The organism is Streptomyces changanensis, from assembly GCF_024600715.1.
Lineage (GTDB): Bacteria > Actinomycetota > Actinomycetes > Streptomycetales > Streptomycetaceae > Streptomyces > Streptomyces changanensis.
Map to the genome: position 1 here is coordinate 6,551,619 of NZ_CP102332.1, position 25,573 is coordinate 6,577,191.

General features: G+C 74.9%; 29 protein-coding genes. 11 read left to right on the plus strand and 18 right to left on the minus strand.

Annotation, left to right across the window (positions count from 1 at the left end):
- Positions 1-440: 440 nt before the first annotated feature.
- Positions 441-1,517 (minus strand): GNAT family N-acetyltransferase, encoded by a 1,077-nt coding sequence (locus NRO40_RS28760; protein WP_058941976.1) that lies wholly within the window; start codon positions 1,515-1,517, stop codon positions 441-443.
- Positions 1,518-1,655: 138 nt separating this feature from the next.
- Here NRO40_RS28760 and NRO40_RS28765 point away from each other — a divergent pair, with 138 nt between their 5' ends.
- The gene (locus NRO40_RS28765; RefSeq protein WP_058941975.1) at positions 1,656-2,900 is read left to right on the plus strand and encodes an MFS transporter; all 1,245 of its coding nucleotides are present in this window, start codon (positions 1,656-1,658) and stop codon (positions 2,898-2,900) included.
- Here NRO40_RS28765 and NRO40_RS28770 read toward each other — a convergent pair.
- Entirely contained in the window at positions 2,869-3,225 is a 357-nt protein-coding gene (locus NRO40_RS28770) for an Orn/Lys/Arg family decarboxylase (RefSeq protein ID WP_058941974.1), read from the minus strand. The two genes, NRO40_RS28765 and NRO40_RS28770, sit on opposite strands and share 32 nt — an antisense overlap.
- A gap of 254 nt (positions 3,226-3,479) precedes the next feature.
- On the opposite strand from NRO40_RS28770, the gene NRO40_RS28775 reads away from it, so the two are divergent.
- Both NRO40_RS28775 and NRO40_RS28780 read left to right on the plus strand, forming a co-directional pair.
- Positions 3,480-4,700 carry a serine hydrolase domain-containing protein gene (locus tag NRO40_RS28775; RefSeq protein WP_058941973.1) on the plus strand — a complete coding sequence of 407 codons (1,221 nt, stop codon included), beginning with the start codon at positions 3,480-3,482 and terminating at the stop codon, positions 4,698-4,700.
- Positions 4,701-4,867: 167 nt separating this feature from the next.
- Positions 4,868-6,049 carry a serine hydrolase domain-containing protein gene (locus tag NRO40_RS28780; protein ID WP_079047022.1) on the plus strand — a complete coding sequence of 394 codons (1,182 nt, stop codon included), beginning with the start codon at positions 4,868-4,870 and terminating at the stop codon, positions 6,047-6,049.
- 111 nt (positions 6,050-6,160) lie between these two features.
- On the opposite strand, the gene NRO40_RS28785 is transcribed toward NRO40_RS28780, so the two are convergent.
- On the minus strand, positions 6,161-6,415 hold the full coding sequence (locus NRO40_RS28785; RefSeq protein WP_058942007.1) for an EF-hand domain-containing protein: 255 nt from the start codon (positions 6,413-6,415) through the stop codon (positions 6,161-6,163).
- 340 nt (positions 6,416-6,755) lie between these two features.
- Complete coding sequence (locus NRO40_RS28790) at positions 6,756-7,100, minus strand: helix-turn-helix transcriptional regulator (RefSeq protein ID WP_058941972.1); 345 nt, start codon at positions 7,098-7,100, stop codon at positions 6,756-6,758.
- Between the two features lie 168 nt (positions 7,101-7,268).
- Between NRO40_RS28790 and NRO40_RS28795 the strand changes: the two genes are divergently transcribed.
- A complete protein-coding gene (locus tag NRO40_RS28795) occupies positions 7,269-7,604 on the plus strand; it encodes an STAS domain-containing protein (protein WP_232791054.1) in 336 nt (111 codons plus the stop codon).
- 257 nt (positions 7,605-7,861) lie between these two features.
- On the opposite strand, the gene NRO40_RS28800 is transcribed toward NRO40_RS28795, so the two are convergent.
- The 5 genes from NRO40_RS28800 to NRO40_RS28820 form a co-directional block, all read right to left on the minus strand.
- Positions 7,862-8,110 carry a DUF5133 domain-containing protein gene (locus NRO40_RS28800; protein ID WP_232791053.1) on the minus strand — a complete coding sequence of 83 codons (249 nt, stop codon included), beginning with the start codon at positions 8,108-8,110 and terminating at the stop codon, positions 7,862-7,864.
- A 151-nt stretch (positions 8,111-8,261) separates the two neighbouring features.
- Positions 8,262-9,716 carry an adenosine deaminase gene (locus NRO40_RS28805; RefSeq protein ID WP_107115075.1) on the minus strand — a complete coding sequence of 485 codons (1,455 nt, stop codon included), beginning with the start codon at positions 9,714-9,716 and terminating at the stop codon, positions 8,262-8,264.
- A 352-nt stretch (positions 9,717-10,068) separates the two neighbouring features.
- A complete protein-coding gene (locus tag NRO40_RS28810; protein WP_058941969.1) occupies positions 10,069-10,473 on the minus strand; it encodes an ATP-binding protein in 405 nt (134 codons plus the stop codon).
- Between the two features lie 432 nt (positions 10,474-10,905).
- Positions 10,906-11,328, minus strand: a complete 423-nt coding sequence (locus NRO40_RS28815) for an acyl-CoA thioesterase (RefSeq protein WP_058941968.1) — start codon at positions 11,326-11,328, stop codon at positions 10,906-10,908.
- Between the two features lie 110 nt (positions 11,329-11,438).
- Positions 11,439-11,825, minus strand: coding sequence for a DUF3140 domain-containing protein (locus NRO40_RS28820; protein WP_058941967.1), 387 nt, complete (start codon positions 11,823-11,825; stop codon positions 11,439-11,441).
- A gap of 283 nt (positions 11,826-12,108) precedes the next feature.
- Here NRO40_RS28820 and NRO40_RS28825 point away from each other — a divergent pair, with 283 nt between their 5' ends.
- The gene (locus tag NRO40_RS28825; RefSeq protein WP_058941966.1) at positions 12,109-12,558 is read left to right on the plus strand and encodes an SRPBCC family protein; all 450 of its coding nucleotides are present in this window, start codon (positions 12,109-12,111) and stop codon (positions 12,556-12,558) included.
- Between the two features lie 280 nt (positions 12,559-12,838).
- Here the strand turns inward: NRO40_RS28825 and NRO40_RS28830 are convergent, their stop codons facing one another.
- The 4 genes from NRO40_RS28830 to NRO40_RS28845 form a co-directional block, all read right to left on the minus strand.
- Positions 12,839-13,894, minus strand: a complete 1,056-nt coding sequence (locus tag NRO40_RS28830; protein ID WP_058941965.1) for a serine hydrolase domain-containing protein — start codon at positions 13,892-13,894, stop codon at positions 12,839-12,841.
- Between the two features lie 175 nt (positions 13,895-14,069).
- Entirely contained in the window at positions 14,070-14,642 is a 573-nt protein-coding gene (locus NRO40_RS28835; protein WP_058941964.1) for a GNAT family N-acetyltransferase, read from the minus strand.
- Positions 14,643-14,759: 117 nt separating this feature from the next.
- Complete coding sequence (locus tag NRO40_RS28840; RefSeq protein WP_232791052.1) at positions 14,760-15,584, minus strand: glycerophosphodiester phosphodiesterase family protein; 825 nt, start codon at positions 15,582-15,584, stop codon at positions 14,760-14,762.
- Positions 15,585-15,820: 236 nt separating this feature from the next.
- Complete coding sequence (locus NRO40_RS28845) at positions 15,821-16,279, minus strand: MarR family winged helix-turn-helix transcriptional regulator (protein WP_058941962.1); 459 nt, start codon at positions 16,277-16,279, stop codon at positions 15,821-15,823.
- A gap of 107 nt (positions 16,280-16,386) precedes the next feature.
- Between NRO40_RS28845 and NRO40_RS28850 the strand changes: the two genes are divergently transcribed.
- From NRO40_RS28850 to NRO40_RS28860, 3 genes are all read left to right on the plus strand, one after another.
- Positions 16,387-17,568: a hypothetical protein gene (locus NRO40_RS28850; protein WP_232791051.1), complete on the plus strand. Its 1,182-nt coding sequence runs from the start codon at positions 16,387-16,389 to the stop codon at positions 17,566-17,568.
- Between the two features lie 109 nt (positions 17,569-17,677).
- On the plus strand, positions 17,678-18,184 hold the full coding sequence (locus tag NRO40_RS28855; RefSeq protein ID WP_058941961.1) for an NUDIX hydrolase: 507 nt from the start codon (positions 17,678-17,680) through the stop codon (positions 18,182-18,184).
- Between the two features lie 120 nt (positions 18,185-18,304).
- The gene (locus tag NRO40_RS28860) at positions 18,305-18,826 is read left to right on the plus strand and encodes an SMI1/KNR4 family protein (protein WP_058941960.1); all 522 of its coding nucleotides are present in this window, start codon (positions 18,305-18,307) and stop codon (positions 18,824-18,826) included.
- Between the two features lie 203 nt (positions 18,827-19,029).
- On the opposite strand, the gene NRO40_RS28865 is transcribed toward NRO40_RS28860, so the two are convergent.
- Entirely contained in the window at positions 19,030-19,296 is a 267-nt protein-coding gene (locus NRO40_RS28865; RefSeq protein WP_157901826.1) for a hypothetical protein, read from the minus strand.
- 253 nt (positions 19,297-19,549) lie between these two features.
- The gene (locus NRO40_RS28870) at positions 19,550-20,191 is read right to left on the minus strand and encodes an NAD(P)-dependent oxidoreductase (RefSeq protein ID WP_058941958.1); all 642 of its coding nucleotides are present in this window, start codon (positions 20,189-20,191) and stop codon (positions 19,550-19,552) included.
- A 191-nt stretch (positions 20,192-20,382) separates the two neighbouring features.
- On the opposite strand from NRO40_RS28870, the gene NRO40_RS28875 reads away from it, so the two are divergent.
- On the plus strand, positions 20,383-21,402 hold the full coding sequence (locus tag NRO40_RS28875; protein WP_079047020.1) for a helix-turn-helix domain-containing protein: 1,020 nt from the start codon (positions 20,383-20,385) through the stop codon (positions 21,400-21,402).
- Positions 21,403-21,478: 76 nt separating this feature from the next.
- Positions 21,479-21,901, plus strand: a complete 423-nt coding sequence (locus NRO40_RS28880; RefSeq protein ID WP_058941957.1) for a VOC family protein — start codon at positions 21,479-21,481, stop codon at positions 21,899-21,901.
- Between the two features lie 50 nt (positions 21,902-21,951).
- Here NRO40_RS28880 and NRO40_RS28885 read toward each other — a convergent pair whose 3' ends face one another.
- Positions 21,952-22,488, minus strand: a complete 537-nt coding sequence (locus NRO40_RS28885; protein ID WP_058941956.1) for an isochorismatase family cysteine hydrolase — start codon at positions 22,486-22,488, stop codon at positions 21,952-21,954.
- 73 nt (positions 22,489-22,561) lie between these two features.
- Entirely contained in the window at positions 22,562-22,984 is a 423-nt protein-coding gene (locus NRO40_RS28890) for a DUF6003 family protein (RefSeq protein WP_058941955.1), read from the minus strand.
- Positions 22,985-23,433: 449 nt separating this feature from the next.
- On the opposite strand from NRO40_RS28890, the gene NRO40_RS28895 reads away from it, so the two are divergent.
- Positions 23,434-24,744, plus strand: a complete 1,311-nt coding sequence (locus NRO40_RS28895) for a cation:proton antiporter (protein WP_058941954.1) — start codon at positions 23,434-23,436, stop codon at positions 24,742-24,744.
- 199 nt (positions 24,745-24,943) lie between these two features.
- Here NRO40_RS28895 and NRO40_RS28900 read toward each other — a convergent pair whose 3' ends face one another.
- Positions 24,944-25,570, minus strand: coding sequence for a TetR/AcrR family transcriptional regulator (locus tag NRO40_RS28900; RefSeq protein WP_058941953.1), 627 nt, complete (start codon positions 25,568-25,570; stop codon positions 24,944-24,946).
- Between the last annotated feature and the right edge of the window lie 3 nt (positions 25,571-25,573).

Consider the following 25,573-nt stretch of genomic DNA (forward strand, 5'->3'; position numbering starts at 1 on the left):
GGCTCGGGTCCCCGACCGGATACCCCACCCCTCCTGGGCCATGCCGGGCCGTTCCGGTGCGTTCGAGACGCGTCGCGAACGCACGGGCAGAGACGTCCCGGCCCTGCGGAACGGTGCGTCCGGGGCCGGCGCCCGGCCCGACCCCGGCCCCCGGACGCACGCGGCCCGGTCACCCGGCGCGGCACTCGAGCGGCCCCGGCCCCGCAGCGCCGCCCGGCCCGGCCCGGCACCCGGCACCCGGGACCCGGCGCTCGGCACCCGGCACCCGGGACCCGGCGCTCGGGACCCGGCACCCGGCACCCGGCACCCGGCACCCGAGCGGCACCCGGACGGCATCAGGCCCGGCACCCGGGAACCCCGCGCCCGTACGGCACGCGTCCCGGGCCGGGGCGGCCGGTGCCGGGGCGGGCCCCGGCCGCCCCGCCGCCCCGGTGCCCTGGTCAGCCCGGTCGGAGCTCCCCGCGCCGCAGTTCGTAGCGGACATTCCCGTCGCCGGAGCCGACCGGACGGAAACCGGCCCGCCCGACGACCGTGTGCGAGGCGACGTTGCCGTGCTCCACGGTGGCGCGCAGCACCCTCGCCTCCGGTCGGGAGAACGCCCACGCGGCGAGCGCGCGCAGCGCCTCCGTGGCGTGGCCGCGGCCGCGCGCCGACTCCACGACGTCGTACCCGATCTCCACCGCGCCGTCCGCGTCCGGCGCGGCGTGGAAGCCGATGCCGCCCACCGCGCGCCGGTCGGAGGCGCGGACGATGACGTACACGCCCCAGCCCGGCTGGTACGCGCCCGCCTCGTGCGCCTGCTCGACCAGGCCCCCGGCGAACCGGGTGCCCTCAGCGGGCCCTCCCGCCGCCCAGGCGAAACCGCCCTCACCGCCGCCGTGCAGGTCCGCGGCGAGGTCCGGTGACAGCTCGCACAGGACGAGCCGACCCGAGCGGATCGGGTCGGCGTACCAGCGCCAGGCCCGCAGCCTCGGCAGATCGCCGAGCCCGCTGCGGCCGGTGGCCCACAGCAGCGTCCGCCACGGGTCGCGGTCGCGCGGCGCCTGCGGGAAGAGGCGCTCCACCGCGCGGGCGCACAACGGTCCAGGCGGTCGCCAGTCCGGGGCGCCCAGGGCCGCGACGACGTCCCGGGTGTGCACCAGTGCCTCCACGACGCCCATCGCCGCGAAGCCGTCACCGTCCGCGTGGCCGTACGGGTGCCAGGCGCGCAGGTCCCGTGGCGCCCGGAACACCGCCGCGGCCAGCAGCCCGCCCGTCGCCTCCACCAGGCGCACCAGCCCGTCCGGGGCGGTACCCGGCTCGGGCACGACCTCGAACGGCACGTACCCCTCCGCCACACGGCCCGCCAGCTGGGCGGCGTACCCCGCGAAGTCCTGCGCGAGGTGCACCACCACGTCGCGGCAGCTCCACTCCGACCGCGCGGCCGGGACGGACCAGTCCCGGTCCGCCACCGCACGCAGCGCGGCGGTGGCGAGACCGATCGCCGCGTCGACGTCCTCCGCACCCGTCGTCCCCATGACGGCCAGCCTAGGGCGTGCCTCGCCGGTCGGGTCGGGGTTCGCCCCCACGTGGCCCCCGCCGGCCCCGAGTGGCCCAGGAAGACGGCGCCTCCTTGTCCCACGGAGGCGGTCCACCGTCCGCGTACCGTCCGTGCCATGCCGAACGTCCTGCCGCCCCGGGGGCCCCAGCGGACCCTCACCGCCGCCCAGTTGGCCAACTCCCTGGGCGACGGCGCCTACTACGTCACCTCCGCCCTCTACTTCACCCACATCGTCGGGCTCGCGCCCGCCCGCATCGGTCTCGGCCTCACCCTCGCCTGGGCGGTCGGCTCGGTCGTCGGCGTGCCGCTCGGCCGGGTCGCCGACCGCCGCGGCCCGCGCGGGACGGCCGCCCTCCTCGCCCTGGCGACCGGGGCCGCCGTGGCGTCGTTCCTGTTCGTCCGGGGGTTCCCGGCGTTCCTCGCGGCCGCCTGCCTCTACGCCACCGCGCAGTCCGGCCTCGCCGCCGCCCGGCAGGCGCTGCTCGCCGGACTGGTCCCGGCGGGCGAACGCACCGGCGCCCTCGCCCGTCTGCAGGCGACGCTCAACGCCGGGCTCGCCCTCGGCGCCGGACTCGGCGGGGCGGCGCTCGCCGTCGGGACCAGGGAGGCGTACCTCGGCGTGTTCGCCGTCGACGCCCTCGGCTTCCTGCTCTGCGCGCTCCTCCTGCTGCGGCTGCCGGCCGTCGCGCCCGCCCCCTCCGCCGGGGGCGCGGGGTTCGACGTGCTGCGCGACCGGCCGTACGCCGTCGTCACGCTCCTCAACACCGTGCTGCTCCTGCGGATGCCGCTGCTCAGCCTCGGCCTACCCTTGTGGATCACCGAGCGCACCGACGCCCCGGAGTGGCTGGTGTCCGCGCTGTTCGTCCTCAACACCGGTGCCGTGGTGCTCTTCCAGGTCCGGGCCGCGCGTTCGGTCACCGGCCTCGCCACGGCCACCCGCGCCCTGCGCCGCTCGGGTGTGCTCGCGCTCCTGACGTGCGCCGTCTTCGCCGTCTCGGCGGCCGGCCCGACCTGGGTCGCGACGACCGCCCTGGTCGGCGGGTCCGTGCTGCTGGTCGCCGCGGAGATGCTCCAGTCGGCCGGCTCCTGGCAGTTGGGCTTCGACCTCGCACCGTCGGGACGTGTCGGTGAGTACCAGGGCTTCTTCGGTACGGGCGTCACCGTCGCGCGCACGCTCGGGCCGCTGGTGCTGACGTCCCTGCTGATCGGAGGGGGCGTGGCGGGCTGGCTGCTGCTCGGCGGCCTGTTCCTGGCCGCGTCGTACGCCCTCGGGCCCGCCGCCCGGTGGGCGTCGCGGACCCGCCGCGAGCCGTCACTCGCGCACGCCGTCACCGCGTCGCCGGCCGCCGCCGCACCCTGACCGGGACGGCGGCGGCCCTGCCGGCGGGCGGTCGGCTCACGGCGTCTGCTGCAGCAGCGCCTCCGGGTCCGTCTCCTGCCGGTCCGTCGGCCGCAGGCACGCACTCGATGAGGTAGTCGCCGGTCTCCGGGGCGAGGGTCACCCCGTGCGTCTCGCTGCGGAAACCGGGGAAGCGGCGGTCGAACGCCTCCAGCGCGGTGAGGTACCGCAGCAGCGGCCCGTCGGGCGCGCCGGCGCCCTCACCGGGCATGAGCACGGGGATGCCGGGCGGGGTGACGGCGGCCATGGCGGCGGCCACCTGCCCCGCCGCGTCGGCCAGGCGCACCCGGTGCGTGCCGCTCCCGGGCGGCCCGTACCGCCGCGGCCCGGTCCGGGCAGCCGGCCGCCGCGCACGGGGCCCGAGGGGCGGGAGCCACCCGCAGGGCGGAACGAATCGCCCCCGCTCCCCTCCACCGGGGCCGGCCGTGGCTGTGGCCGGTGCCGGGCTCCGCGCGCCGGTGGATCAACCACGTCGTCCCCGCCCGGCGTCCCTCCTCCCACAGGGGGCAGGACCTGCCCCCGGCGACCGGGGAGGCCCCAATGAAGCAGTGGTCCGTACGTACCGCCTCGTCAGCCCTGGCCCTTTCGGTGGTCGTGGGGTGCGCCACGCTCGCGCCGACCGCGCACGCCGCGCCCTCGGGCCACGGTCACGAAGCGACCCGGCGGGCGCTGGAGGCGCTGGTCGAGGAGGGCGGACTGCCCGGGGCGGCAGCCGAGGTACGGGACGGCGGCCGGCGGTGGTCCGCCACGGCCGGTCACGCCGACACGGCCACGGGCCGCCCGCGCACGACCCGCGACCACTTCCGCGGGGCCAGCATCACCAAGACGTTCATCGCGACCGTCCTGCTCCGACTGGAGGCGGAGGGCAGGCTGAGCCTGGACGACACCGTCGAGGAGTGGCTGCCCGGCCTGCTGCACGGCAACGGCTACGACGGGTCGGAGGTGACGTTACGCCAACTCCTGGACCACACCAGCGGCATCGCCAACCACACGCGGGACGAGGCCTTCCTCCACGACGCCGCCGGCCCCGGCTTCCCGGAGCACCGGTACGACACCCACACGCCCCAGGAGCTGGTGGCGATCGCCCTGCGGTACCCGCCGCATCCCGACCCGCGCAGGGCGCCCGTCTACTCCAACACCAATTTCGTGATCGCCGGGATGGTCATCGAGAAGGCGACGGGCCGCTCGTACGCCGAGGAGGTCACCCGCCGCATCATCAAGCCGCTGAAGCTGCGCGGCACGTCGTTCCCCGGCACGTCGCCGAGGATGCCGAAGCCGCACCCGGTCGGCTACTCCCGCTTGCACCAGGGCGCCCCCGACGCGCCGGTCCACGACGCCACCGAGCAGAACATGACCTGGCTGGGCGCCGCCGGGGACGTCATCTCCACCACCGGCGACCTCAACCGCTTCCACCGCGCCCTGCTCCGCGGCGAGCTGCTGCCCCCGGCGCAGCTGGAGCGGATGCTCGACGAGGTCCCGACGGACGACGGCACGGGCTTCGGACTGGGGGTCGAGTTCGCCCGGCTGTCCTGCGGCGTGGAGGTGGTGGGCAAGAGCGGCCGCACCAACGGCTCCCTGTCCGCGATGGTCGGCACGGTCGACGGCGAGCACCAGCTGACGTTCAACGTCAACGGCGACTGGCTGCCGGACGGGAAGCTCTACGTCGACGTGATCGAGGCGGAGTTCTGCGGCGGGCCCCCGTCCCCGACCGCCACGCGGTCACCCTCGGCGGAACGCTTCTTCCAGCCGTCGGTCGCCTGACGCCCCGACGTCCCGACGCTCTGACGCCCGCCGGTCGCCGGTCGCCTGACGCCTGCCGGTCGACCGGCGCCCGGCGCGGCCCACCGCCCTGTCCATCCGGGCAACCCCCGCTCCTCCGGCGGGTGGTCCGGATGGCCGGCGACAGGGGCCGTTCCTAGTCTCGGATCATGATCTTCCGCCGTCCACACGTCCCGGCCGCCGTCCTGACCCTCGTCCTGTCCGTTCCGCCGTCCGGCGCGGCCGCCAGGGCCGCCGCCTCGCCTCCCGCCCCCGCCGCCTGGTCCGTCCAGCAGGGCGCCGACGCCCTGCGCGACGCCGGGGTCACGGGCGTGTCCGTCCGGCTCGACACCCCCGAGGGGGCGGTCACCGCCCGCTCCGGCGTCGGTGACCTCCACAGCCGCCGCCCCGTCCCCCGGGACGGCTACCTGCGCCTCGGCAGCGTCACCAAGACCTTCGTCGCCACCGTCGTGCTCCAACTCGTCGACGAGGGGCGGCTCACCCTCGACCGGACCGTGGAGGAGCTGCTGCCGGGGGTCGTGTCCGGGGCCGGCAACGACGGCCGGAAGATCACCGTCCGTGACCTGCTCCAGCACACCAGCGGCCTGCCCGACTACACGGCCGACGTGTTCCCCGAGCCGAGCGCCCGGACGTACCACGCCAACCGGTGGCGCTCCTACCGACCGGAGCAACTCGTCGCCCTGGCCGTCCGCCACGAGCCCGCCTTCGCGCCCGGCGCCGGCTGGGCGTACTCCAACACCAACTACGTCCTCGCCGGAATGATCATCCGGAAGGTCACGGGCCGTTCCTGGGAACAGCAGGTCCACGAGCGCGTCCTGCGTCCGCTCGGCCTGCGCCGCACGGACACCCCGGGTGTCTGGCCCTTCCTCCCGGAGCCGCACGCGGCCGACTACCAGCAGTTCGCCGAGGACGGCCCCCTGGTCGACACCACGATCCCCTACCGTCCCTTCGACACCGGGGCGGACGGTTCCATGACCGGCACCGCGCACGAGCTCAACCGCTTCTTCGCCGCGCTCGCCGGCGGGCGGTTGCTGACGCCGGCCGCGCTCGCCGCGATGCGGACCACCGTGCCCGTGCCGGAGGGGAGCGGACACCCCGCCGGGACGCGGGACGGCCTGGGCGTCTTCTCCACCCCCCTGTCCTGCGGCGGCAGTCACCTCGGGCACGGGGGGAGCGGCTTCGGCTACGTCGTCCTGGCCGCGACCACGGCGGACGGCCGCCGCACCGTCACCGTCTCGGCCCACAGCCGCCCGGCGGACCCGGCCGCGGCGGCCCGCCAGGAGGAGGCGCGGCGCGACCTCGTCGACCGCGCCCTGTGCCTCGGCAGGTGAGCCGTCCGTGTACCGGCGGGCCGCGCCCGCACGGTACGGCGGCGTCGGCGCCGCCCCGGGCCCCACCCCGCCCGAGACGTCCTCAGACGTCCCGATCCGTCCAAGCGGGCGTCAGCGCCAGCCGAAACGCCGGTCGACCACCGCGGCGAACTCCTCCAGGGTCAGTACCGCGTCGCCGTTCTGGTCGGCGGTGTCGAAGAGCGCGGAGGAAGCGTCGGCGTCTCCCAGCCCCCAGAACGGCAGGTCCCCGGAGGCGGCGAGGGACGGCCCCCTCACACGCAGGGCGGTGATCACCTCTTCGCGGGTCAGGATCCCGTCCTGGTCGAGGTCCAGTGCCTCGAACAGCGTCCTGGCCTTGTCACTGATCACGTCGTCCCCGTCCATCGCGTCGTGAGCGGGGGGTCGACCCGCTCACGGACGAGAACGCCGCCGGCCGTCCGCCGGTTCCCACCCGCCGGCGGCAACCGACCGGTGCCGGTCACGCGCCGGTCGGTACGTCCGCGTCGGCGAGGACCTCGCGCCCCGGCAGGACGGTGCTGTGAGCGGGGGTCAGGCCGGAGGCCGCGAGGTGGGCGTCCGCATGGCGGACGCCGTGTCACGCCACGGCCTTCATGTCCCGGACCGTGAGGCCCCCGGCTACGGGAGGAGCACGTCGTACGGCGGGCGCCCGCGACGGCGCCCCGTGTGACGCGGGCGGTACCCGGCCTCAGCGGGTCGCCGGTTGGCGCGGAGCGCCGGGGGTGGCGCGGTCGCTCTCGTCCTGGACGAGGAGGGAGAGGAGCGAGGCCACGGTGAGCCCGGCCTCGGCCGGGTGGCGCAGGACCCTGTTCGGGTCGATCCGGTAGGTGTTGCTGCGCCCCTCACGCGTGTGGGAGAGGTAACCGTCCCGTTCGAGGTCCGCGATGATCTTCTGGACCGCGCGCTCGGTGAGGCGGCAGTGCGCGGCGATGTCACGGATGCGGCTCGTGTGGTCGTCGGCGATGGCTGCAAGGACCCGGGCGTGGTTGGTCAGGAAAGTCCATCCAGTGTGCGGCTCTGGTACTCCGTCCATGCCCCTACCTTAACGAGGTGGCCTTCACGCATTCAAAAGCACGTATAGGATTTCGTGTATCTGTTGACGTCTGTGGGCAAGAGGGAAAGCCTGGAGACGGACGCGAGGGAGAGGCGTGGCATGCCCGAGGATGCGTACCGTGCGCCCGCGGAAAAGGTCAGACCGGCGGTGAACGCCGATCCGCCGGCGGGTGCCGGACCGCGACTGGCGACGGCCGACGTGCGGCCGGAGGGCCGGCGCGTCCGGGTCACCGTCGCCGGGGAGCTCGACCTGAGCACCGATCGGCGGCTCGGCGACGACCTGCGCGCGACGCTGCGGAACTCCGCCCAGGGCATCGACCTCGACCTGCACGGCGTGCGGTTCGTCGACTGCTCGGGCCTCAACGCCCTGTTGGGCCTGCGGTGCCAGGCCCTCGAAGAGGGCAAGACCGTCGTCATCCGATCCAGCAGCCCGGTCGTCGACCGCCTGCTGGAACTGACGGGCGCGGACGGCCTCTTCGGCTGACCGCCCGGCCGCCTGGTCCGCTTGGCCCACAGCCCCGCTGCCCTGACGCCCGCCCCCGGCCGCCTGGCCTGCCGCCCGCCCCCGGCGCCGCCCCCACCCCGTCCCCCAGGCCGTCACCCGCCTGGCCGGGCCGTGACCCCCTCCGGCCCCGCACCTGATCCGGTCGACCCCCGGCCCCGTACATGCCGACCCGCCCCGGCCGATACCGGCGCTGCCGGTTCGGGGGGCGGGTGGAGGGCGACGTGACGAGCTCCGGATCAGGCCGCGAGCTCGGCGCCTTGCGTCGCGAGGACGGGGCGGTCCACCCCGAGCGCCCGCGAGGCCAGCATGGCGTCCGCCGCCGCCAGGGCGTCGTCGACGCACGCGGTGCCGGTGGCGACGCACAGGGTGTAGACGACGTCGTCCAAGCGGTGCTGGAGCCCCTTCTCGCCGCGGCTCTGTGCGATGCGCAGGTCCGCGTAGCGGGCGAGCAGGGTACGCAGGTACTGGGGAGCAGGTGTGAGCACGGGCAGCCCTTCATCGATGGCCAGTGTCGCGCGCCTACCCCGACTCCGAACAAGCATGCCGAATCTCCCGCCGGAACTTCACGGGAGCCGGCACCCGGGCCGAGTCCGCGCCGTCCGCGGAGGTGCGGGCCCCGCACGGGGCGGGCGCACCTCACAGGGCCGGGGCCGGCCCACCGTGGCCGACGAGGGACCCGAAGCGGTGGAAGGCCGCCTCCTGGCGCCACTGGATCGCCGCCTCGGGGCTCGCCGCGAGCAGGGCGCGGCATGCCACCGCGGGCTGTGCCGCGCCCGGCCACGAGGTACGGCAGGCGCGGACGCGGTGGTAGCCGTGACGGGTGGGGTTGCCCGACCAGAGGCTCCCGCCGGAGAAGAAGGAGTACTCCAGGGAGGCGCGCGCCAGGTCCTTCAGTTCGGGGTAGGACAGGTCGTACGCCTCGGCGGCGTACTGGTACTCGCCGCTGATGTCGGTACGGCTGACGCCCGGGTCGTCGGTGGCGAGGACGACGGGCACGCCGAAGCGGCGGTACGTCTCGAAGGGGTGGTCCGCGCCGCGTACGCCGAGGATCTGGGCGTTGCTGGTGAAGGGGACCTCCACGGCGGTCTCCCGCGCGGCCATGGTACGGGCGGTGTCCCGCCAGTCGTCCTCGTGGCGGAGGCCGACGCTGTGGCCGACCCGTTCCGCGCGGGCGACGGTGACGGCCTGCCGGATGTGGGACCGCAGGTGGCGCGGCGGGACCAGGCCCGGCCACAGTTCGCCGGCGTGCAGGGGGAGGCGCGCCCCGGGGTAGGCGGCGCGCAGGTGGACGAGCATCCTCATGTGGAGGTCGTGGTCGCGCAGGGCGACGGCTCCGTCCTCGGGCTGGACGAGGTTGACCCCGACGAACCGCGGGTCGCGTTCGGCCAGGCGCATCCCCAGGGCCATCTGCGTGAACACCAGCGCGGGCGGGCCGCCCCTCAGGACGTGGGAGACACAGCGGACCGGCAGGCGGCAGCCCGGTTCCGGCCGGTCCGTCGTACAGCGGGCCGCCGCGCGGAACTCGGCGTCGGCGTCGTCGGCCTCCGCGCACGCCGCGGTGACCAGCGCGTCCAGTCCGCCGCCCGCGAGGAGCCGGCGGTGTGTCCGGGCGGGGTCACCGTCCCAGCCGGTGCGGGCCGCGAGGTCCTCCGCGCCCTCGGGCACGGGGCCCACCATCGTCTCCAGCGCGAACTGGTTCTGCGCGACGACCTCGTTCGCGACCTGGGCGAGCTGCTTGCCGCGGTGGCGCCGGGCGACCTCGGCGAACTTCCCGAACGTGGCGAAGAAGTGGTCGTGGCCGTCGCCTCCGGGCGGGAAGTCCCGCATCGACCAGGCCCGCACGACGGCGTCGTGGAAGGCGCGGTCGCGGCGGGCGTCGGAGGCGGGGCGGGTGCCGGAGCCGCAGGGCGGGGGGACGGCCGTCATGGTGGCGTCGACGCACAGCCCGTCCTCGGCGGCCAGGCGCAGCAGGTGCTCGGTGCGGACCGCTCCGGCGAGGTGGTGGTGCAGGTCGGCGCCCTTGGGGAGGCGGCGGAAGAAGACCCGCAGACGCGGCGGGTCGTCGCGGATGGCGTCCAGATGACGGGCCATGCCCGCCTCCCCGGCCGTCGGCGTGCGCGGCGGTGCCGCCCGGTGGGCTGCGGGCGCGGCCCCGACGGTGGCGGTGCCCGGCGGCAGCAGGGGCAGCAGGGCGACGGCGCCGAGCGCGGCGGCGAGCGGGACGCGGGCCCGGATCCGGCCCGGGCACGGGTGCGCGCCGGGGCCCGTGCCGGGACTCCTGTCGGGGCGCGGTGGCCTGCCGGGTCCGGGGAGAGGATGTGTGTGTCGGTCACGCCGGCAGCATCACCATTGGTGGGCGGCAGGGGGGTCCCCCATGGCGACGGGCGGGGGCGGCCCACCCTCCCGGGTGACCCGGTCGGGTGTCCCGGAGGGCGGGGGAGCGCTAACCGGTCGGGGTGAAGCAGGCCGTGATGGTCTTGCCGTCCTTCTGGGGGTGCGTGTGCCAGTGGTCGGACAGGGCGTCGACGAGGGCGAGTCCGCGACCGCCCGGCGAGGTGGTGTCGGGGTCGCGCGGAGCGGGCAGTTCGGCCGCCGCGTCGTGGACGCTGACGTGCAGGCACCGGTTGTCCCACGTCAGCACCACCTGCGCGGAGCTGTGCGCGTGGACGTGGGCGTTGGTGATGAGTTCCGAGACGGCGAGCAGCACGTCGTCGACCGTCTCCGGCGCCTGTTCCGTCCACCCCAGCGATTCGAGGTGCTCGCGCGCCCACTGCCTGCCGGCGCGCACGCCACCGGAGATGGGAAAGGAACGGGCCCAGCCCACAGCCTTCATCGAAGAGTCGGTCATCGCTTCTCCTTCACCGTCGGTCATTCGCCCACATCGACGCGTGTACCCGCCCGCCCCGAATGCACCGGTCCGGACTGGACCGCCCGCGGGAAGGAGAACGGGGGTGATGCCCCTCCTCGCCCGCCTTTGGGCGGGTCGGTCCGGGGTGGCACCGGCGACGTCGGCGACCGGCCGTGCCGGCGCACCGAGGGCGCCCCGCCTCCCGAACGTCGCGGTGTGGAGCGCCCGACGGGCCGGCGAGAGAGACCCGGACCGGGGGCGCGGCCGATTCCGGGGCGGGCCGGGCCGGCGGTCGGATCGACTCCGACATGCTCACGGGCGGGGAGCCGGATCTCCGCTGTGGTCCACCGCCGCCGCCCCGCCACCGCCGCCCCGCCACCGCGGGCCCGGCTCCACGCCCGTCCCGGCTCCGCGGACCCGCCTGCGGGCCGGTCAGATGCCCATGACCTGCGGGCGGTCGGCGAGGTCGCGGAAGTGCTCGCGCGGGTCCGCCACCAGCCTGCGCGCGTCCAGGTCCATCAGCCCGCCGACGCCGGTCACCTCGGCGGCGACCGTACCGTCGGCCTTCCGGATCGTCTGCTCGATACGGAAGGTCTTGCCCGCGCCCCACAGGAAGGCACACGAGACCCGCACCTCGTCCCCCGCGCGCAGTTCGCGCAGGTACCGCACCGTCACTTCGAGGGCCACCGGGCCGAGGCCCTTGCCCAGCAGGTCGCCCTGCCGGATGCCCGCCTCCTGGAGCAGCGACCAGCGGGCGTGCTCCGCGTACTGCAGGTAGACGGACTGGTTCAGGTGCCCCTGCGTATCGGTCTCGTAGCCGCGCACCACGACGGGCACCGAAAACGGCTCTGCCACGACATTCCCCTCCGACGGCCTCGCCCACGACGACGCGCCGGCCCGTCCGTGCGACGGGGCCGGTCACCCCGGACCCTGCCACACCCGTGGTGCCGCCGGTCCCTCGGGTGTCAGGAGTCCTTCAGCGGGTCGTGGCCCCAGTTCATCAGGGAGTGGCGCCACCGGGTGTCCGTGACGTCGCCCGAGGGGCGCTGGGCCAGGTGCCGCTTGATGTAGCCGACGACCTTGCGCATATGGGCGACGTCGTCGTCGCTCAGCTCGGAGGGGGAGGTGCGCAGCAGCCCGACGATGCGGCGGCCGGAGGCGTGGCCGGTGCTCTCGCCGCCGTCCTGGTGCTGTCCCGCGGCCGTGGACTCGTCCCGTTCCAGCCAGTCCTCCAACTCCCGGGGGGAGAGGTTGACGAGCCTCCCGAACTCGGCGATCCTCTCGTCGCGGTCGTCGCGGTCGTCGCGGTCGTCGCGGTCGTCGCGGTCGTCGCGGTCGTCGCGGTCGGTCATCCGCGTGTCCCCTCGTCGTGGCGGGGCGGGCACGGCCCCGTCGCCCCTGGGTGGCAGGTCCCCGCCATCGTTCCTCCGCCCGAAGGCGGGTACGGGCCGGGCGGGCGGGTCCATCCGTTCGTGTGGCGCGGCCCTGCGCCACACGGACGCCCGGAGCCGGCGCGGCCGTTTCCCCCGGCGCCCGTCATGGCCGTCCGGGTCGGGGGTATACGGGCGTCTCCGGAAGAGGCAAGCCCGTGGCTCCCGTCAGGGAGCGGCGACGAGCGAAAGGCGAGACGCCACCATGTCGCAGGTCGAGGAATCCATCACCGTCAAGGTCCCGGTCCGCACCGCCTATGACCAGTGGACCCAGTTCGAGACGTTCCCCCAGTTCATGGAGGGCGTGGAGCGGATCGAGCAGCTCTCCGACACCCTCACCCACTGGACGACCAACGTGAACGGCGTGGAGAGGTCCTTCGACGCCAAGATCACCGAGCAGATTCCGGACGAGCGGGTGGCCTGGACGACGGTGGACGGCGAGGCGCGGCAGGCCGGAGTCGTCACCTTCCACCGCATCGACGCCACCACCACCAAGGTGATGCTCCAGATGGACTTCGACCCCAGCGGTGTCGCGGAGACGGTCGGCGACAAGCTGGGCTTCGTCAAGCGGCAGGTCAGCGGTGACCTGGAGCGCTTCCGGTCCTTCATCGAGGGGCGGGGCACCCCGACGGGCGCCTGGCGCGGCGAGGTGTGACGCGGGCGCGGCGTACGACGCCAGGGGCGCGGCAGCAGCCCCCGGACCGGCTTTTCGGTCCGGGGGCTGCCCCGTTTCCGCGGGCCCGGGGGCGCTGTTCCGCGTCGGGGGCCGCCCCGGCCGGGGACCGGGCCCGGCATGGCCGGAACGTCCCGTACCGGCACAAGGCCGGAGTGTCACCGTCGCCGCGGGCCGACCGGTGCCGCACGGCCGGTCACCTCACGACCGACGGGCCCAGCTCACGACCGACCGGCCACCCCGGAACCGCGCCGGCCCGCCCCTACGGCCGGGCCGGCGCGGCGTGCTCCCTCTGGAGGGTGGCGAGCAGGCGGGCGGCGGCGGCGTCCACCGACGTACGGGTGTTGGCGAGGACGACGACGGCCGTCCGCTGCTCCGGGCCGAAGCCGACGAACGAGGAGAAGCCGCCGGTGCCGCCGTTGTGCCAGATCTGCGCGTGACCGCCCCGGGCCGGGTCCGGACGGTGGCCCACCCACCCGAGGTGCGCCCACGAGGAGGGGCCGGTGGGGTGCTCCACCTCCCGGGTGAGCCGTACGGCGTCGGCGAGGGGCCCGGCCGGGCCGTCCCACTGCGCGCGGACGAAGGCCACCAGGTCGGTCGCCGTCGACCGCAGTCCGCCCGCCCCGGCCAGGTCGGCCAGGTTCCACGGCGGGGCGGGCCGCCGGTCGCCGTCGTGCCCCTGGGCCAGGCGGTCCGCCCGGTCGCCCTCGACGTTCACCACGGTGTCCACCAGGCCGAGGGGCGCGCAGATCTCCCGGCGCACCAGCGACGCGTAGTCGGTGCCGGCCCGGCGGGCGAGGGCCAGCCCGAGCAGGCCGGCCCCGAGGTTGGAGTACTGGAAGCGCTCTCCCGGCCGGGCGCCGAGCCGGGTCCTCGCCAGACCGCGCAGCAGGACGCGGGCGGTGCAGCCGGCGTACGGGTCGGGTGCACCCGGGCGGAGCAGGGACCGCAGGAACATGCCCTTCGGCAGCCGCGGCAACCCCGAGGTGTGCATCGCCAGGTGTCGCAGGGAGATTTCCGCGCCCCCGCGTGACGGCACGACCGCGTCCTCGGGCAGGAGCGCGGCCAGCGGCTCGTCCAGGTCCACGGTGCCCGCCACGGCGAGCCGCGCCAGGCACAGCGCCGTGAACACCTTCGTCACCGAGCCGATCTCGAAGAGGGTGTCCGCGCCGGGCGTGTCGGGCCGGTCGACCGCGACGCGTCCGGCGCCCCTGATCTCCGCGTGGCCGCCCACCACCGCGGCCACGACCGCGCCGACGCCGTCCCCGGCGAGTCGGTCGGCGGTCTCTTGGGCGAGCGTGCCGGGATCTTGTGTCATGTCCCCAGCATCACGCTCCGGCGGACCCGCATGATCGGCCTCAGTGATGATCTTCGCTCCCGGTCGGTCCTGCCTGAGGGGCAGGACGGACCCCGCCGACCGGAGGGCTCCGACCGGCCGCGACCCTCCGGCTCGGTACCGCGTCGCCCGGAGTCGCCGGCCTGCCGCCGATCCCTCAGCGCAGGTCGCGGCGCATCAGGACCCGCGGGTGCCCGGCCAGTACCGAGGTGGTGTCGGCGACGTGGACGAACCCGGCGCGTTCGAAGTTCGCGCGGAGCCCCGCGTACGCCATCGTCAGGTCGACCCGGGCCCCGCCGTTGTCCAGCGGGTACGCCTCGACGACCGGTGCGCCCTGGGCCCGGGCGAAGTCGACCGCACCGGCGATGAGGGCGTGCGAGATCCCGCGCTTCCGGTGACCCGGGCGGACGCGGACGCACCACAGTGACCAGACCGGCAGGTCGTCGATGTGCGGGATCTTGCGGTTGCGGGCGAAGGACGTGGCGGAGCGCGGCGCCACGGCGGCCCAGCCGACCGGCTCGTCACCGTCGTACGCGATCACGCCCGGCGGGGGCGCGGTGCGGCAGAGCTCGGCGACGTACGCGCCGCGGGCCGGGCCGCGCAGCTCGTTGTTGGCCTTGGACGGGAGGCGGTAGCTCAGACACCAGCAGACGTTCGCGTCCGGTGACTTGGGCCCGACCAGGGTCCGGACGTCCTCGAACACGGTGGCCGGGCGCACGTCGATGGTCATGGGACCACGGTGCCACGGCCGCGACCGCGGCGCGTCCCGGCCGGACCGCCCTCGCCGACGCCGTCACCGACGCGGAGCCCCCGCCCTACCGGCCGGGCGACCGATGTCGACGGGACGTCAGACACATCTCTCGCTCAACCAGGCGGTGAAGTCCGCCGTCCACGACGTGGCCATCCGCACCGACGTGGTCGTCGAGCCGCGCAGTGCCAACTCCTGCTCCCACGAGGCGTGGTTGCCGGAGGCCGCGGGGGGCGGCTCCTCCCAGCCGATCCCGTCGACCCAGTAGGGGTGGCCCGTGAGCGAGGAGGCGAGACCGGCCTCGAGGACGCGCCGTTCGAGCTCCGGCTTCAACGTCGCGTCATGCGTGTAGATCATGATGTGCTGCGAGCCGACCCGCTCCACCATGGGCGAGATGACCTCCGCCCATCCGGCCTCGCGGATCGCCGGGTCGGTGTGGAGCAGCGACTGCCTCGCCTCGCCCTTCAGCTCCACCAACGGGATCATCCCCTGGGACGCGGCGCTGTCGAGCCACTCGCGGAAGGTGTAGACGGTCTCCCCGGTGTACGGCCCGCGCGTGATCGTACGGCCCTTGAGCGGGTCGGCCCCCGATTCCCAGGACAGTTCCGTGATGGCCTTGCGCGTGCCGGTCAGCCCGTTGGTCGTGGTGTTGTGCCACATCACGCTCGTGGCGCCGTCCTTGGTGAGCTGGAGGTCGGCCTCGACGCCGCTCGCGCCCCAGCCCTTCTGCTGCGCCAGGCCCCTCGGGTGGTTGGGCTGACGGATCTGGTCCCGCTCCCAGGAGTTCGGGCCGGTGGGGTAACCGCCGTGCCCGAACACCGTCGGGCAGAGGGGGAGCGAGGCCGCCCCGGCAGGGCCCGCCTGCACGGTGCCGGTCAGCAGCGCCGCCGTGACGGCGGCCACCCCCCATGTCGTCGGCCTCATCCTTCTCCTCACCTCGTACCTGTCCCGGCGCGCACGGGCGCGCCTGTCACCGCGTCACCGGCCGCGACGAGGGGCCGGGGGTGCCGCCTCGCGCCGGCGCTCGGCGAGCGGCGCGGGCGGGAGGTGCCGCCGCAGCATACGAGGAGAAGGGGCGTGACCGTGGCCCCTGCGCGCGGCGGTTGCCGTACGGGTCGGCCGAGGGGACCCGGGTGGGGGACGTGTCACCCCACGGGCGGTCAGCCGCGCGGGGTGTCCGGAGGGTCGGAGGTGAGGGCGGCGTTGTACCGGACGAGGTACGCGGCGAACCGGGCGAGGTCCTCGGCGGACCAGTCCCGGAGCCGTTCCTCGTAGGCGGCGAACCGGCTGGCCTGCGTGGCGGCCAGGACGCGCCGCCCCTCCTCGGTGGGGTGCAGCACCTGCACGCGGTGGTCGTCCGGCTCCGTGCGGCGTTCCACCAGGCCGATCCGCTCCAGCCCGGCGAGCTGCCGGCTCACCGTCGACTTGTCCAGCAGGTAGTGGGCCGCCAGGTCCGTGGCGCTGCACCCCGCCCGGTCGTGGATGTGGGCGAGCAGCGTGTACGAGACGAGCGGCAGGTCGGGGTGGAGCCGGGCCGCCGCGGCCCGGGCGCGGCGGGCGAAGGCGGTCAGTTCCCGCTGGATGGCGTCCACGGACGTCTCACGCGCGTCGTCGCCCATCGTGCACCGCACCCCTCGTCGGCCGGGCCCGCCGTCGGTCGACGCGCATCGGTTCAGTTGTATAGTACAACGATCCTTTAGTTGTAAAAGCCAACCATGGAGGTCCAGTGTCCGCAGGACCGAACACCCGGGGAGCGCTGCGCCACGTCCTCGGGCACCTGTTCACCCCGCTGCTGATGTGCGTCGGCATGGGACTCGCCTACCTCGGCGCCTTCCACGCCCCCGCCCCCGACCACCTGCGGGTCGACGTCGTCGGCTCCGGCCCCTCCGCCCAGGTGCTCGCCCAGACCCTCCAGGACGAGGGCGCCGGCGCCCTCGACGTCCGTACCGTGGCCGACCGCGGCGACGCCGTGACCGCCCTGCGCGAACGGTCCAGCTTCGGCGCCTACGTCCCCGGCGCCCACCCCGAGCTGCTCGTCGCCAGTGCCTCGTCCGACACGACCGCCATGGCCGTCGAGAAGGTCTTCACCAAGGTGGCCGCCGCCCAGGACGCCCCCCTCAAGGTCACGGACGTCGCGCCCGTCTCCGACGGCGACCCCACCGGCCAGGGCGTCTTCTTCCTCCTCGTCGCGCTCAGCATCGGCTCGTACGCCTCCGTCGCCGTCATCGGCGGCGCCGGAGCCGTCCTGCCGATGCGTGTCCGCGCCCTCCTCGCCGCCGGCATGTCGCTCGTCGTCAGCCTCGTCGGCACCCTCTTCGCCGGACCCGTCTTCCACCTCGTCGACCGGGGGCTGGGCGGACTGTGGGCGATGGCGTGGCTGTACGGCGCCGGCGTCCTCCTCATCGGCGTCGGCCTGCACACGTACCTCAAGCGGTGGACGACCCTCGGCGTCATGGTGCTGTTCGTCATGCTCAACTTCACCAGTTCCGGCGGCATCTACCGGCCCGAACTCCAGCCCGGCTTCTTCGCCTCGCTGCACGCCTTCTGGAACGGCGCCGGCTTCGTCGAGGGCGCCCGCGCACACGTGTACTTCGACGGCCACGACCTCGGCGGGCACGTCCTCGTCCTGCTGCTGTGGTTCCTCGCCGGCGTCGCCCTGACGGTCGCCGCGGGCGTCACCGAGACCCGCCGCGCCCACGCCGCCACGCCCCGTCACGCCGCCCGGCCCGTCCACGAGGCCGTCGACCGCGCCGCACCGGGACGCGCGGAGGAGGCGGAGTCGACTGGGCCGACGGGGACGGCCGGGGCGCCCGGGACGCCCGAGACGCCCGGGGCGGTGAACCGGGCCGACCGGACCGGGGTGGCCGAGGAGGCCGAGGAGGAGATGGAGGAGGCGGTCGGCGTCTGACGGCACCGCCGCCCACCGTCCCCGCCGCCCATCGTCCCGCCGCCGGCCAGGCCCGGGCCGACGGGCCCCGGCCTTGATCAGGACCTGGGTGGCGCCTACCGTCGGCCGGATGGACTCGACGCACCGGCCCGCCGCACGGGTCATCTGCCTGGACGCCGCCCAGCGCCTCCTCCTGCTGCGCTGGCGCGACCCCCTCGGCGGCGCGCACCTGTGGGAGCCGCCCGGCGGCGGCGTCGAGCCCGGCGAGACGCCGCTGACGGCGGCACGGCGCGAACTGGCGGAGGAGACCGGACTCGACCCGGCCGCCGTCCTCGACCGGTCCGTGCCCGTCGACAGGGACCTCTGGTGGAACGGCAGGCGGTACGTCGGGACGGAGCACTTCTTCCTCGCCCGGTTCGCCGGCGAACGCCCGCGCCTGACGCGGACCGGTCTGCTCCCCGACGAGCAGGCCGCCCTGGACACGCACGCCTGGGTCGCGTGGCCGGACCTGGCCACGCTGGCCGACCCGGTGGAACCACCGCAGCTGCCCGCGCTGCTCGACGCCCTCGCACCGGACGGCCCGTGGCACGGGAGCCCGTCGCCCCGACCGGTCGGTGACGCGCGGCGGCGCCGGTGAGGTCGTCCTCGTATAGGGTGACCCTCCCTCACCGCCGGACCACCACCACGCGGGTGGGACTCCCGTCCTGCGGTCGGCTCCGTGACGGCATCGGCCCGACGTTCCGGAAGGACCCCAGGAGTGGCAACGCTTGCGGAGATCACGGCCCTGTTGGGCGAACCCCGGTTCGGCTGGTCGGATCCGGCTCCCTGGATCGAGCTGGAGCGGGAACTCGGTATCGCCTTCCCCACCGACTTCCGTGACGTCGTGGACGCCTACGGTTCGATCGAGATCAACGGGCAGCTGTACCTGACGCACCCCGCCGGCCACCTCCTGCACAGCCTGGGCGACAGCATCAGGGGGGACCTCGAGCTGTGGCGCGAGGAGGACATGGCGGAGTTCCTGCCGGGCCCGGTGGGGCCGAACCCCGGGGAGCTGATACCGGTGGCGTCGGCCACGACGGGTGAGGCGGTCTTCCTTCGCGTCCCCGACGACCCCTCTTCGCCCTGGCGCGTCGTGGTTCAGGAGTTCGACAGTCCGGCCTGGACTCTCTACGAGATGACGTTCAGTGAATGGTTGCTGGCCTATCTCAAGGGCCGGGACGTGACGTTGTGCTCCAGCAACCTCGCTCCTGACGGCCCGTTCTACGCGTTCCTGCCCTGAAGGGGGACGCGGTGGCACCTCCCGTGGTGTGACAGGGGGCCACGATGGCAGAAGGCCGACAGCCTGAACGGGTCCGCCGTGGGCCGGGAGTGGTCCGGTTGCCGTTCCGGACCGGACAGGCTCCGCGCCCTCCCGGGCCGTGACCACACGGGTCGCCCTGCGTCGCCCGGGGCGGTGGCCGGCTCAGTCGCGTCTCGCGTACGTCATGACCGGGCCGCCGCTGTCGTGGATCCTGCCTTCGGCGACGCCGTATCGCTGCGGTGCGTACGCCGAGTCGTAGAGGAGGACACGCTGTCGGGGCTGCTGGACGTGACGCACTGGCGCAGGTGCGGGTAGGGGCTGGTGGCTCCGTCGCGCAGCCCCCGCTCGTAGGTGCCGCGGCCCATCAGGACGGTGTCGAACCGGCGGTTCGCCGTCTCCGCCGGGCCCGGTACCAGGTGCCGGTACGCCGTGGGTACCGTCTCCGGCATCCGGTCCAGGGCCCGGGACCCAGGACCCAGGCCCCGTGGTCCTCGCCCTCGACGAACATCGAGTGGTCCGCGTCCGGGGAGGCGAGGAAGCCGTCCAGGGTGGTGGCGACGAAGTACACGACCTTGCGCACGGCGTCCCTTGCGGAGTGCTGACCGGAGGAAGCGGTCGACGGAATCCGCCCCCGTCCTGCGGGGAGTCCGGGGGGCAGGGCCGGGCGCGGTCGGTCCGTGCGCGGCCCTGCCGTCCGCCGGCTCAGTACGCGACGGAGATCCGGGTGCCCGGGTGTGCGCCCCGCTCGATCTCGTCGACGAAGGCGACGGCGTAGTCCTCGGCGCTGATGGCGCTGTTGCCCTCGGCGTCGGTCAGCAACGCGTCACCGCCGACACGGAACACCCCTGTCCGCTCCCCGGGGGCGATCTGCGCGGCCGGCGACACGTACGTCCAGTCCAGGTCGGTGACCCCGCGCAGCGCGGCCAGCCGGTCGGCGTGGGCCTGCGCCTCGGCCTTGTACGCCACCGGGAAGCCCGGCGTGTCCACCAGGGCCGTGCCCGGCTCGACGAGCAGCGAGCCGGCGCCGCCGACGATCACCACCCGGCGTACACCGCCCTGCCGGACGCCGTCGAGGAAGGCGTCGTACAGTGCGGCGAACGAGGCCCGAGGATCGCTGCCGTCGCGTACCGGGGCGAGCGCCGACGCCACCACGTCCGCCCCCGCGACGGCGGTCGCGACGGCCTCGACGGAGCCCGCGTCCGCGGCGACGGCCGTCACGCCCGGGCCCGCCACGGGCGACGCGCCCGAGCGTGACACCGCCACGACGTCGTGGCCGCGCCGCACCGCCTCGGCCGCTATGCGGCTCCCGACCATGCCGGTGGCACCGAAAAGCGCGATCTTCATCGACTGTTCCTTCCTGGGAGTGACGGGAGCTCCGTCGAACACGTGGCAGGATCGCCCCACCGGTACGTCCGTGGGGGGGGTACGACCGCGCCACGGCGTCGCCCTTATCGGACTCCACCCGATGGCGCGCTCTCCGGCCCTTCTTCAACGTACGAGGTCATTGCTGGGGTCTCCGGGTAGGTTGTGGACTGATGACGGTAAAAAAGGGACAGACGCGGAGCGGGGACAGGGGCGGTGGCAGGGGCGCCGAGCGGATCAGGGAGGTGCCCTTCGTCGCTCCGGCCGGCGTGCCGTCCGGCGTGGAGGTGGGATCGCTCGCCGCGTTGGCCGCCCGGCTGCCACGGCGGAGCCTGGAGACGCCGCAGCGCCCCGCCTTCCACCACCTGCTGGCACCGTCCGTCGGCGTCCTGCGCCACGCGGTGGACTTCGTGGACCACGCCGTCCCACCGGGCTCGTGGCTGTGGGTGCGGCCCGGTCAGGTACAGCAGTGGCACGACATGACGGGGACCGACGGCGCCGTGGTGTTCTTCGAGACGGACTTCCTCGACGCGGCCACGGCCGCCGCCGCGCACCTGGACGACCCGTACGGCGCGGCGGTCCACACCCCGGCGCCCCGCGACGCGGAGGCGCTGCGGCTGGCCGCCGAACACCTGCGGCACGAGTTCGACGCCCTGGGACGGATGCCGCTGGAACCGCACACCGCCGCGCTGCGCCACCTCCTCGCCGTCCTCGTCCTGCGTCTGTCCCACCTCGCGCGGCCCGCAGCGGGGCCGGCCGTGGAGCACGACGAGACGTTCCTGCGGTTCCGGGACGCGGTCGAGCGGGACTTCGCGCGCAGCCGGCGGGTGGAGGAGTACGCCCGGGCGCTGGGCTACTCGCCGCGGACCCTCACCCGGGCCGCGTACGCCGCAACCGGGCTCGGCGCGAAGGAGTTCGTCGACCGGCGGGTGGTGCTGGAGGCCAAACGGGTCCTCGCCCACAGCGATGCCTCCGTCGCCCGGATCGCCGCCCAGCTCGGCTTCTCCAGCCCCACCAACTTCGGCAAGTTCTTCCAGCACCGCACCGGGCACACGCCCCTCGGCTTCCGCTCCGCCGTGCGGGGTCGGCACGACACGGTGGAGGCGGAGGCGGAGGCGGAGACGGGGACGGGGACGGGGACGGGGACGGGGACGGCGGAGGGTACGGGCCGGGGGAGAGGGGAGGGGAAGTGACGGCGACGGGCGCGGCTCATCCGGCCTGATCCGGGAAGGCTGTGAGGAGCCGACCCACAGACCCCCAGGAAGGCCCATGACGTCGCACCCCCAACTGCTGCACACCGTGCTCGACACGACCAGGCCCCGGGAGCTGGCCGAGTTCTACCGGCGCCTGCTCGGGTTGACGTACCGCCCCGGCGACGAACCGCCCGCGGACGGCGCACCCGACGAGCCCGACTGGCTCGTGCTGCGCACCTCCGACGGGGTGAACCAGCTCGCCTTCCAGCAGGTCGAGCGCCTGCCCCGGACGACGTGGCCCGCCCACGACGTCCCGATGCAGGCCCACCTCGACCTCACCGTCCCGGACGCGGCCGAGCTGACCAGGCAGCGGCGGCGGGCGGAGGACCTGGGCGCGGAACTGCTGCTCGACCGGTATGACGACCCGGACGAGCCGCTGTACGTCCTCGCGGATCCGGCGGGCCACCCGTTCTGCGTCTTCGTGCGTACACCGGTCTGAGTCCGTGCGGTCCGCCGGGCCCGGGTCCGGTGCGTCCACGCGCGGTCCTCTCAGGCCCAGAGCTCGCGGCTCTCGCACACGCGCGCGCCCATGTTGCGCTCCATCATGCGCAGGGCGGCGTCGGCGAGGTCCGCGTGGATGTGGGCGACGGCGTCGCGGGGGACCACCACCTCGAAGTGCCGGATGTGCGCGTCGAGGGACGAGTACAGCACGCACTGCTCGGTGACCTGCCCGCACAGCACGAGCCGTTCGATGCCCTGCTGGTGCAGCAGATACGTCAACGGGGTCTCGAAGAAGATCGAGTGGCGCGCCTTCACGACGAAGAGGGACGAGTCGTCCGGCCGCAGCGGCTCGACGAGGTCCGCGTGCGGCCCCGCCAGGGCCGTGTCGAGGAGTTCTCCGTGATGCGAGCGCCACTCGCCGAAGTTGTCGTTGACGTAGATGACCGGGACGTCCCGCTCGCGGGCGCGGCGCAGCAGGTCGGTGACGACCGGCACCACGGTCCGGGCGGAGGGGAGCAGCTGGTCGGCGTCCTTGTGGTCATACGTGTTGATCATGTCGATCACGATCAGTGCGGTCTTGGCCATGTCGCTCACGTTGCCACCGTGCGGCGCGCGCCCGGCTCAACCGGGCCGCGCCGCTCGTCGTGTCGCCTACGGCTCACCGGGCGGCCGCGGCGACGGTGCGGGGCTCCTCGCCGGTCAGCTCCACGATGCGCGCCAGGGGCACTCCGGCTGCCAGTGCCCGGCCGAGCAGGGCGTCGCGCCCGTCGGTGTACTCCCGGTAGGCGAGGAGCTGTTCCTCCAGGCGGGCGACGGACTCCGGGGCGTTGCCGTGCCGCAGACGGCTCAGCTCCTCGTCGCCCAGGGGGACCGGCAGGCGCTCCGCGCCCTCGGGGATGGCCGCCGTCTCCTCCGGCGGCACCAGGCGCAGTCGCGGGGAGGTCACCGCGACACCGTGCGCGTCGAGCCACGCCCGCACGGCCGGGGTCTCCAGACACGCGAGGTCGCCGACGGAGCCCGGCGGAACACCGAGCGGGGTCGCGGTCTCGTCCAGCAGGAACAAGTAGGCGTCGTCGGTCACCTGTGCCTCCTCGGGGCAGTGGCAGTGGTGGGGTGGTCGCCGTCCTCCTACCCCGCCGCGGTCGGATCATCGTCGTGGGACGCGGCTCGTCACCCGGGTGGTGCCGTACTCTCCCGCGCTGCGGCCGGGACCGCCTCCGGAACCCGCCCACGCCCTCGCACCGGGGCGTGAGCCCCCGCCCCCGACCTCGGGCCACCCCGCCCCCGGGCCGGACCCGGCCCCGACCTGTCCCGGCCCCGACCCGCCCCCGGGCCGGACCCGACCCGGCACCCGGGTCGCGGGCCCCGGCGCGGACCCCGGCGTGGGGCGGGACGGGCCGGCGGGACCCCAGGGGGCGGAGCCGGTACCGGAAGGGCACACCGGCCGCGTCGACGCGGCGCACCACGACAGAAGCGGAATTCGTAGCTCTGATCGGCGTGCCATCGATCATTGGCGGGCATTCGTGAGCGGTGACCTCGGTTGATTTCCTCTTCACCCTGCTCGGGGCGGGCGCGCTCGCGGCGGCGGTCGTGCCGCGGCTGGTCGCCGGACGTCCGCTCTCCATGCCCCTGGTGTTCCTGCTGTGCGGGTTCGCCGTCCAGTTCCTGCCGCTCCCCATGCCGCAGATCGACCCGGTGCGCGACCGTGCGATGATCGAGCACGTCACGGAAGTGTGCGTGATCATCTCCCTGATGGGTGCGGGGCTCGCCCTGAACCGCCCCTTCGGCCGCCGGACGTGGCGCACCTCCTGGCGGCTGCTCGGTATCACCATGCCCCTGACGATCGCCGCGACCGCACTGGCCGTCTGGGCGCTGCTCGGCTGGCAGCCGGCCGCCGCGCTGCTCGTGGCGGCCGTCCTCGCGCCGACCGACCCCGTCCTCGCGTCGGAGGTCCGGGTGGGCGCGCCCACCGAGTCCGAGCACGACGAGGACGAGGTGCGCTTCGCGCTGACGAGCGAGGCCGGCCTCAACGACGGCCTCGCCTTCCCCGTCGTCATGGCGGCCATCGCGATGGCCGCCGCGGGGGCCACGCCGGTGAGCGACTGGTTCGGGCGGTGGCTCCTCGTCGACGTGGCCTACAAGTGCGCGGTCGGCGTGCTCGCGGGGCTCGCCGTCGGCAAGCTCCTGGGCTGGCTGTTCTTCCACGCCTCCCGGCACGCGATGCGGCTGTCCGAGCACCGGGAGGGCTTCGTCGCCCTGGGCGCCACCTTCTTCGCCTACGGGCTCACCGAGCTCGCCCACGGCTACGGCTTCCTCGCGGTGTTCGTCACCGCCTGCCGCATCCGCGCCGCCGAGCGCGCGCACGGCTACCACACGGTGCTGCACGACTTCGTCGAGCAGATCGAGCGGCTCCTCACGGCGGCCCTCCTCTTCCTCCTGGGCGCCTTCGTGGCGCAGGGCGCCCTGACGGCCCTGACCTGGCAGGGGGTGGTCGTCGGCCTCCTCCTGCTGCTCGTGGTGCGCCCCCTCACCGCCTGGGTCGCCCAGCCGGGCAGCCCCGCGGGACCGCGCGAACGCGTCGTGACGGCGTTCTTCGGCGTCCGCGGCGTCGGCTCGCTGTTCTACCTGGCGTACGCGCTCGGCCACTCCGGCTTCGGGGTGCCGGCCGACGCGCTGTGGGCCGTGGTGAGCGCGACGGTGGTGGCCTCCGTGGTCCTGCACGGGGTGACCGCCTCGCCCGTGATCAACCGGCTGGACCGCCTGCGCCTGCTCCAGGCCCGGAAGAAGTCCCGCGGCGGCGACGGACCCGACGAGGGCGACATCGCCCAGGAGCGCTTGTGAACCGGGACGCGCCACGCTGAGGAGAAACGTTCCGCCAGCGCGGTGGGGACGACTGCCCGCCTCCCGCGCCGGGTGGGCCACCGGATGCCTGCTTGTTGGGGCGGGTGCCGGGGCCCGCACACCGTACGCCGTGGCCCGACGCCCCTCACCGCCACGGCCCCCCTTCGGTGCACCGCCGCGGGCGCGCCCCGTCCCCGCGTCAGGAGGGGCCTTGGGTCCCGTGGTCGCCGCCGGAGGGGCGGGGGGCGGCCAGGGCGGCCAGGTAGTCGTCCAGGAGTGCGACCTGACGTCGCGGCGGGAACGCCGCCGGGTCGAACAGGGCCTGCACCACCAGGCCGAGGACGAACGCCTGGGCGCCGGCCGCGACGCGTGCGGGATCGCCGGGGGGCAGCTCGCCGAGCTCCTGAGCCGCGGCCACTCGGTCGCGCAGTCCGTCGCGGCTCCGGGCGTACTTGCGGGCGTAGTCGGCGCTCAGCTCCGGGCTGGAGAGCGCGGTGTCCCAGGAGGACACCCAGATCCGGTTGCCGTCGGTGGCCTCCGGGGTCAGCGGCAGGATGTCCAGCAGCGCGTCCTTCAGTGCGGCCAGACCTTCACCGGTGCCGCGGCGCGGGCGGGAGCCGGTCCGCTGTTCGAGCAGGTCGAGGGCGTAGGTCACCAGGGCGCGTTTGGTGGGGAAGTAGTGCGTGAGCAGGCCGGTCGTCGCGCCGAGCTCGGTGGCGACGGCGCGCAGGGTCAGGCCGGCGAAGCCGCGTGTGGCCATCACCTGCCACACCGCCGCGGAGACGTCGCGCCGACGGGCCTCGTGATCTCCCCTGGTGCGTGGCATGCC

Bases quoted from the DNA above. Each gene is read 5' to 3' on its own strand.
- NRO40_RS28880 (WP_058941957.1), top strand. From the start codon at position 21,479: ATGACGTCGCACCCCCAACTGCTGCACACCGTGCTCGACACGACCAGG.
- NRO40_RS28790 (WP_058941972.1), bottom strand. From the start codon at position 7,100: ATGGACGGAGTACCAGAGCCGCACACTGGATGGACTTTCCTGACCAAC.
- NRO40_RS28825 (WP_058941966.1), top strand. From the start codon at position 12,109: ATGTCGCAGGTCGAGGAATCCATCACCGTCAAGGTCCCGGTCCGCACC.
- NRO40_RS28775 (WP_058941973.1), top strand. From the start codon at position 3,480: ATGAAGCAGTGGTCCGTACGTACCGCCTCGTCAGCCCTGGCCCTTTCG.
- NRO40_RS28820 (WP_058941967.1), bottom strand. From the start codon at position 11,825: ATGACCGACCGCGACGACCGCGACGACCGCGACGACCGCGACGACCGC.
- NRO40_RS28835 (WP_058941964.1), bottom strand. From the start codon at position 14,642: ATGACCATCGACGTGCGCCCGGCCACCGTGTTCGAGGACGTCCGGACC.
- NRO40_RS28840 (WP_232791052.1), bottom strand. From the start codon at position 15,584: ATGAGGCCGACGACATGGGGGGTGGCCGCCGTCACGGCGGCGCTGCTG.
- NRO40_RS28870 (WP_058941958.1), bottom strand. From the start codon at position 20,191: ATGAAGATCGCGCTTTTCGGTGCCACCGGCATGGTCGGGAGCCGCATA.
- NRO40_RS28830 (WP_058941965.1), bottom strand. From the start codon at position 13,894: ATGACACAAGATCCCGGCACGCTCGCCCAAGAGACCGCCGACCGACTC.
- NRO40_RS28865 (WP_157901826.1), bottom strand. From the start codon at position 19,296: ATGCCGGAGACGGTACCCACGGCGTACCGGCACCTGGTACCGGGCCCG.
- NRO40_RS28900 (WP_058941953.1), bottom strand. From the start codon at position 25,570: ATGCCACGCACCAGGGGAGATCACGAGGCCCGTCGGCGCGACGTCTCC.
- NRO40_RS28855 (WP_058941961.1), top strand. From the start codon at position 17,678: ATGGACTCGACGCACCGGCCCGCCGCACGGGTCATCTGCCTGGACGCC.
- NRO40_RS28805 (WP_107115075.1), bottom strand. From the start codon at position 9,716: ATGGCCCGTCATCTGGACGCCATCCGCGACGACCCGCCGCGTCTGCGG.
- NRO40_RS28875 (WP_079047020.1), top strand. From the start codon at position 20,383: ATGACGGTAAAAAAGGGACAGACGCGGAGCGGGGACAGGGGCGGTGGC.
- NRO40_RS28765 (WP_058941975.1), top strand. From the start codon at position 1,656: ATGCCGAACGTCCTGCCGCCCCGGGGGCCCCAGCGGACCCTCACCGCC.
- NRO40_RS28885 (WP_058941956.1), bottom strand. From the start codon at position 22,488: ATGGCCAAGACCGCACTGATCGTGATCGACATGATCAACACGTATGAC.
- NRO40_RS28760 (WP_058941976.1), bottom strand. From the start codon at position 1,517: ATGGGGACGACGGGTGCGGAGGACGTCGACGCGGCGATCGGTCTCGCC.
- NRO40_RS28845 (WP_058941962.1), bottom strand. From the start codon at position 16,279: ATGGGCGACGACGCGCGTGAGACGTCCGTGGACGCCATCCAGCGGGAA.
- NRO40_RS28810 (WP_058941969.1), bottom strand. From the start codon at position 10,473: ATGACCGACTCTTCGATGAAGGCTGTGGGCTGGGCCCGTTCCTTTCCC.
- NRO40_RS28780 (WP_079047022.1), top strand. From the start codon at position 4,868: ATGATCTTCCGCCGTCCACACGTCCCGGCCGCCGTCCTGACCCTCGTC.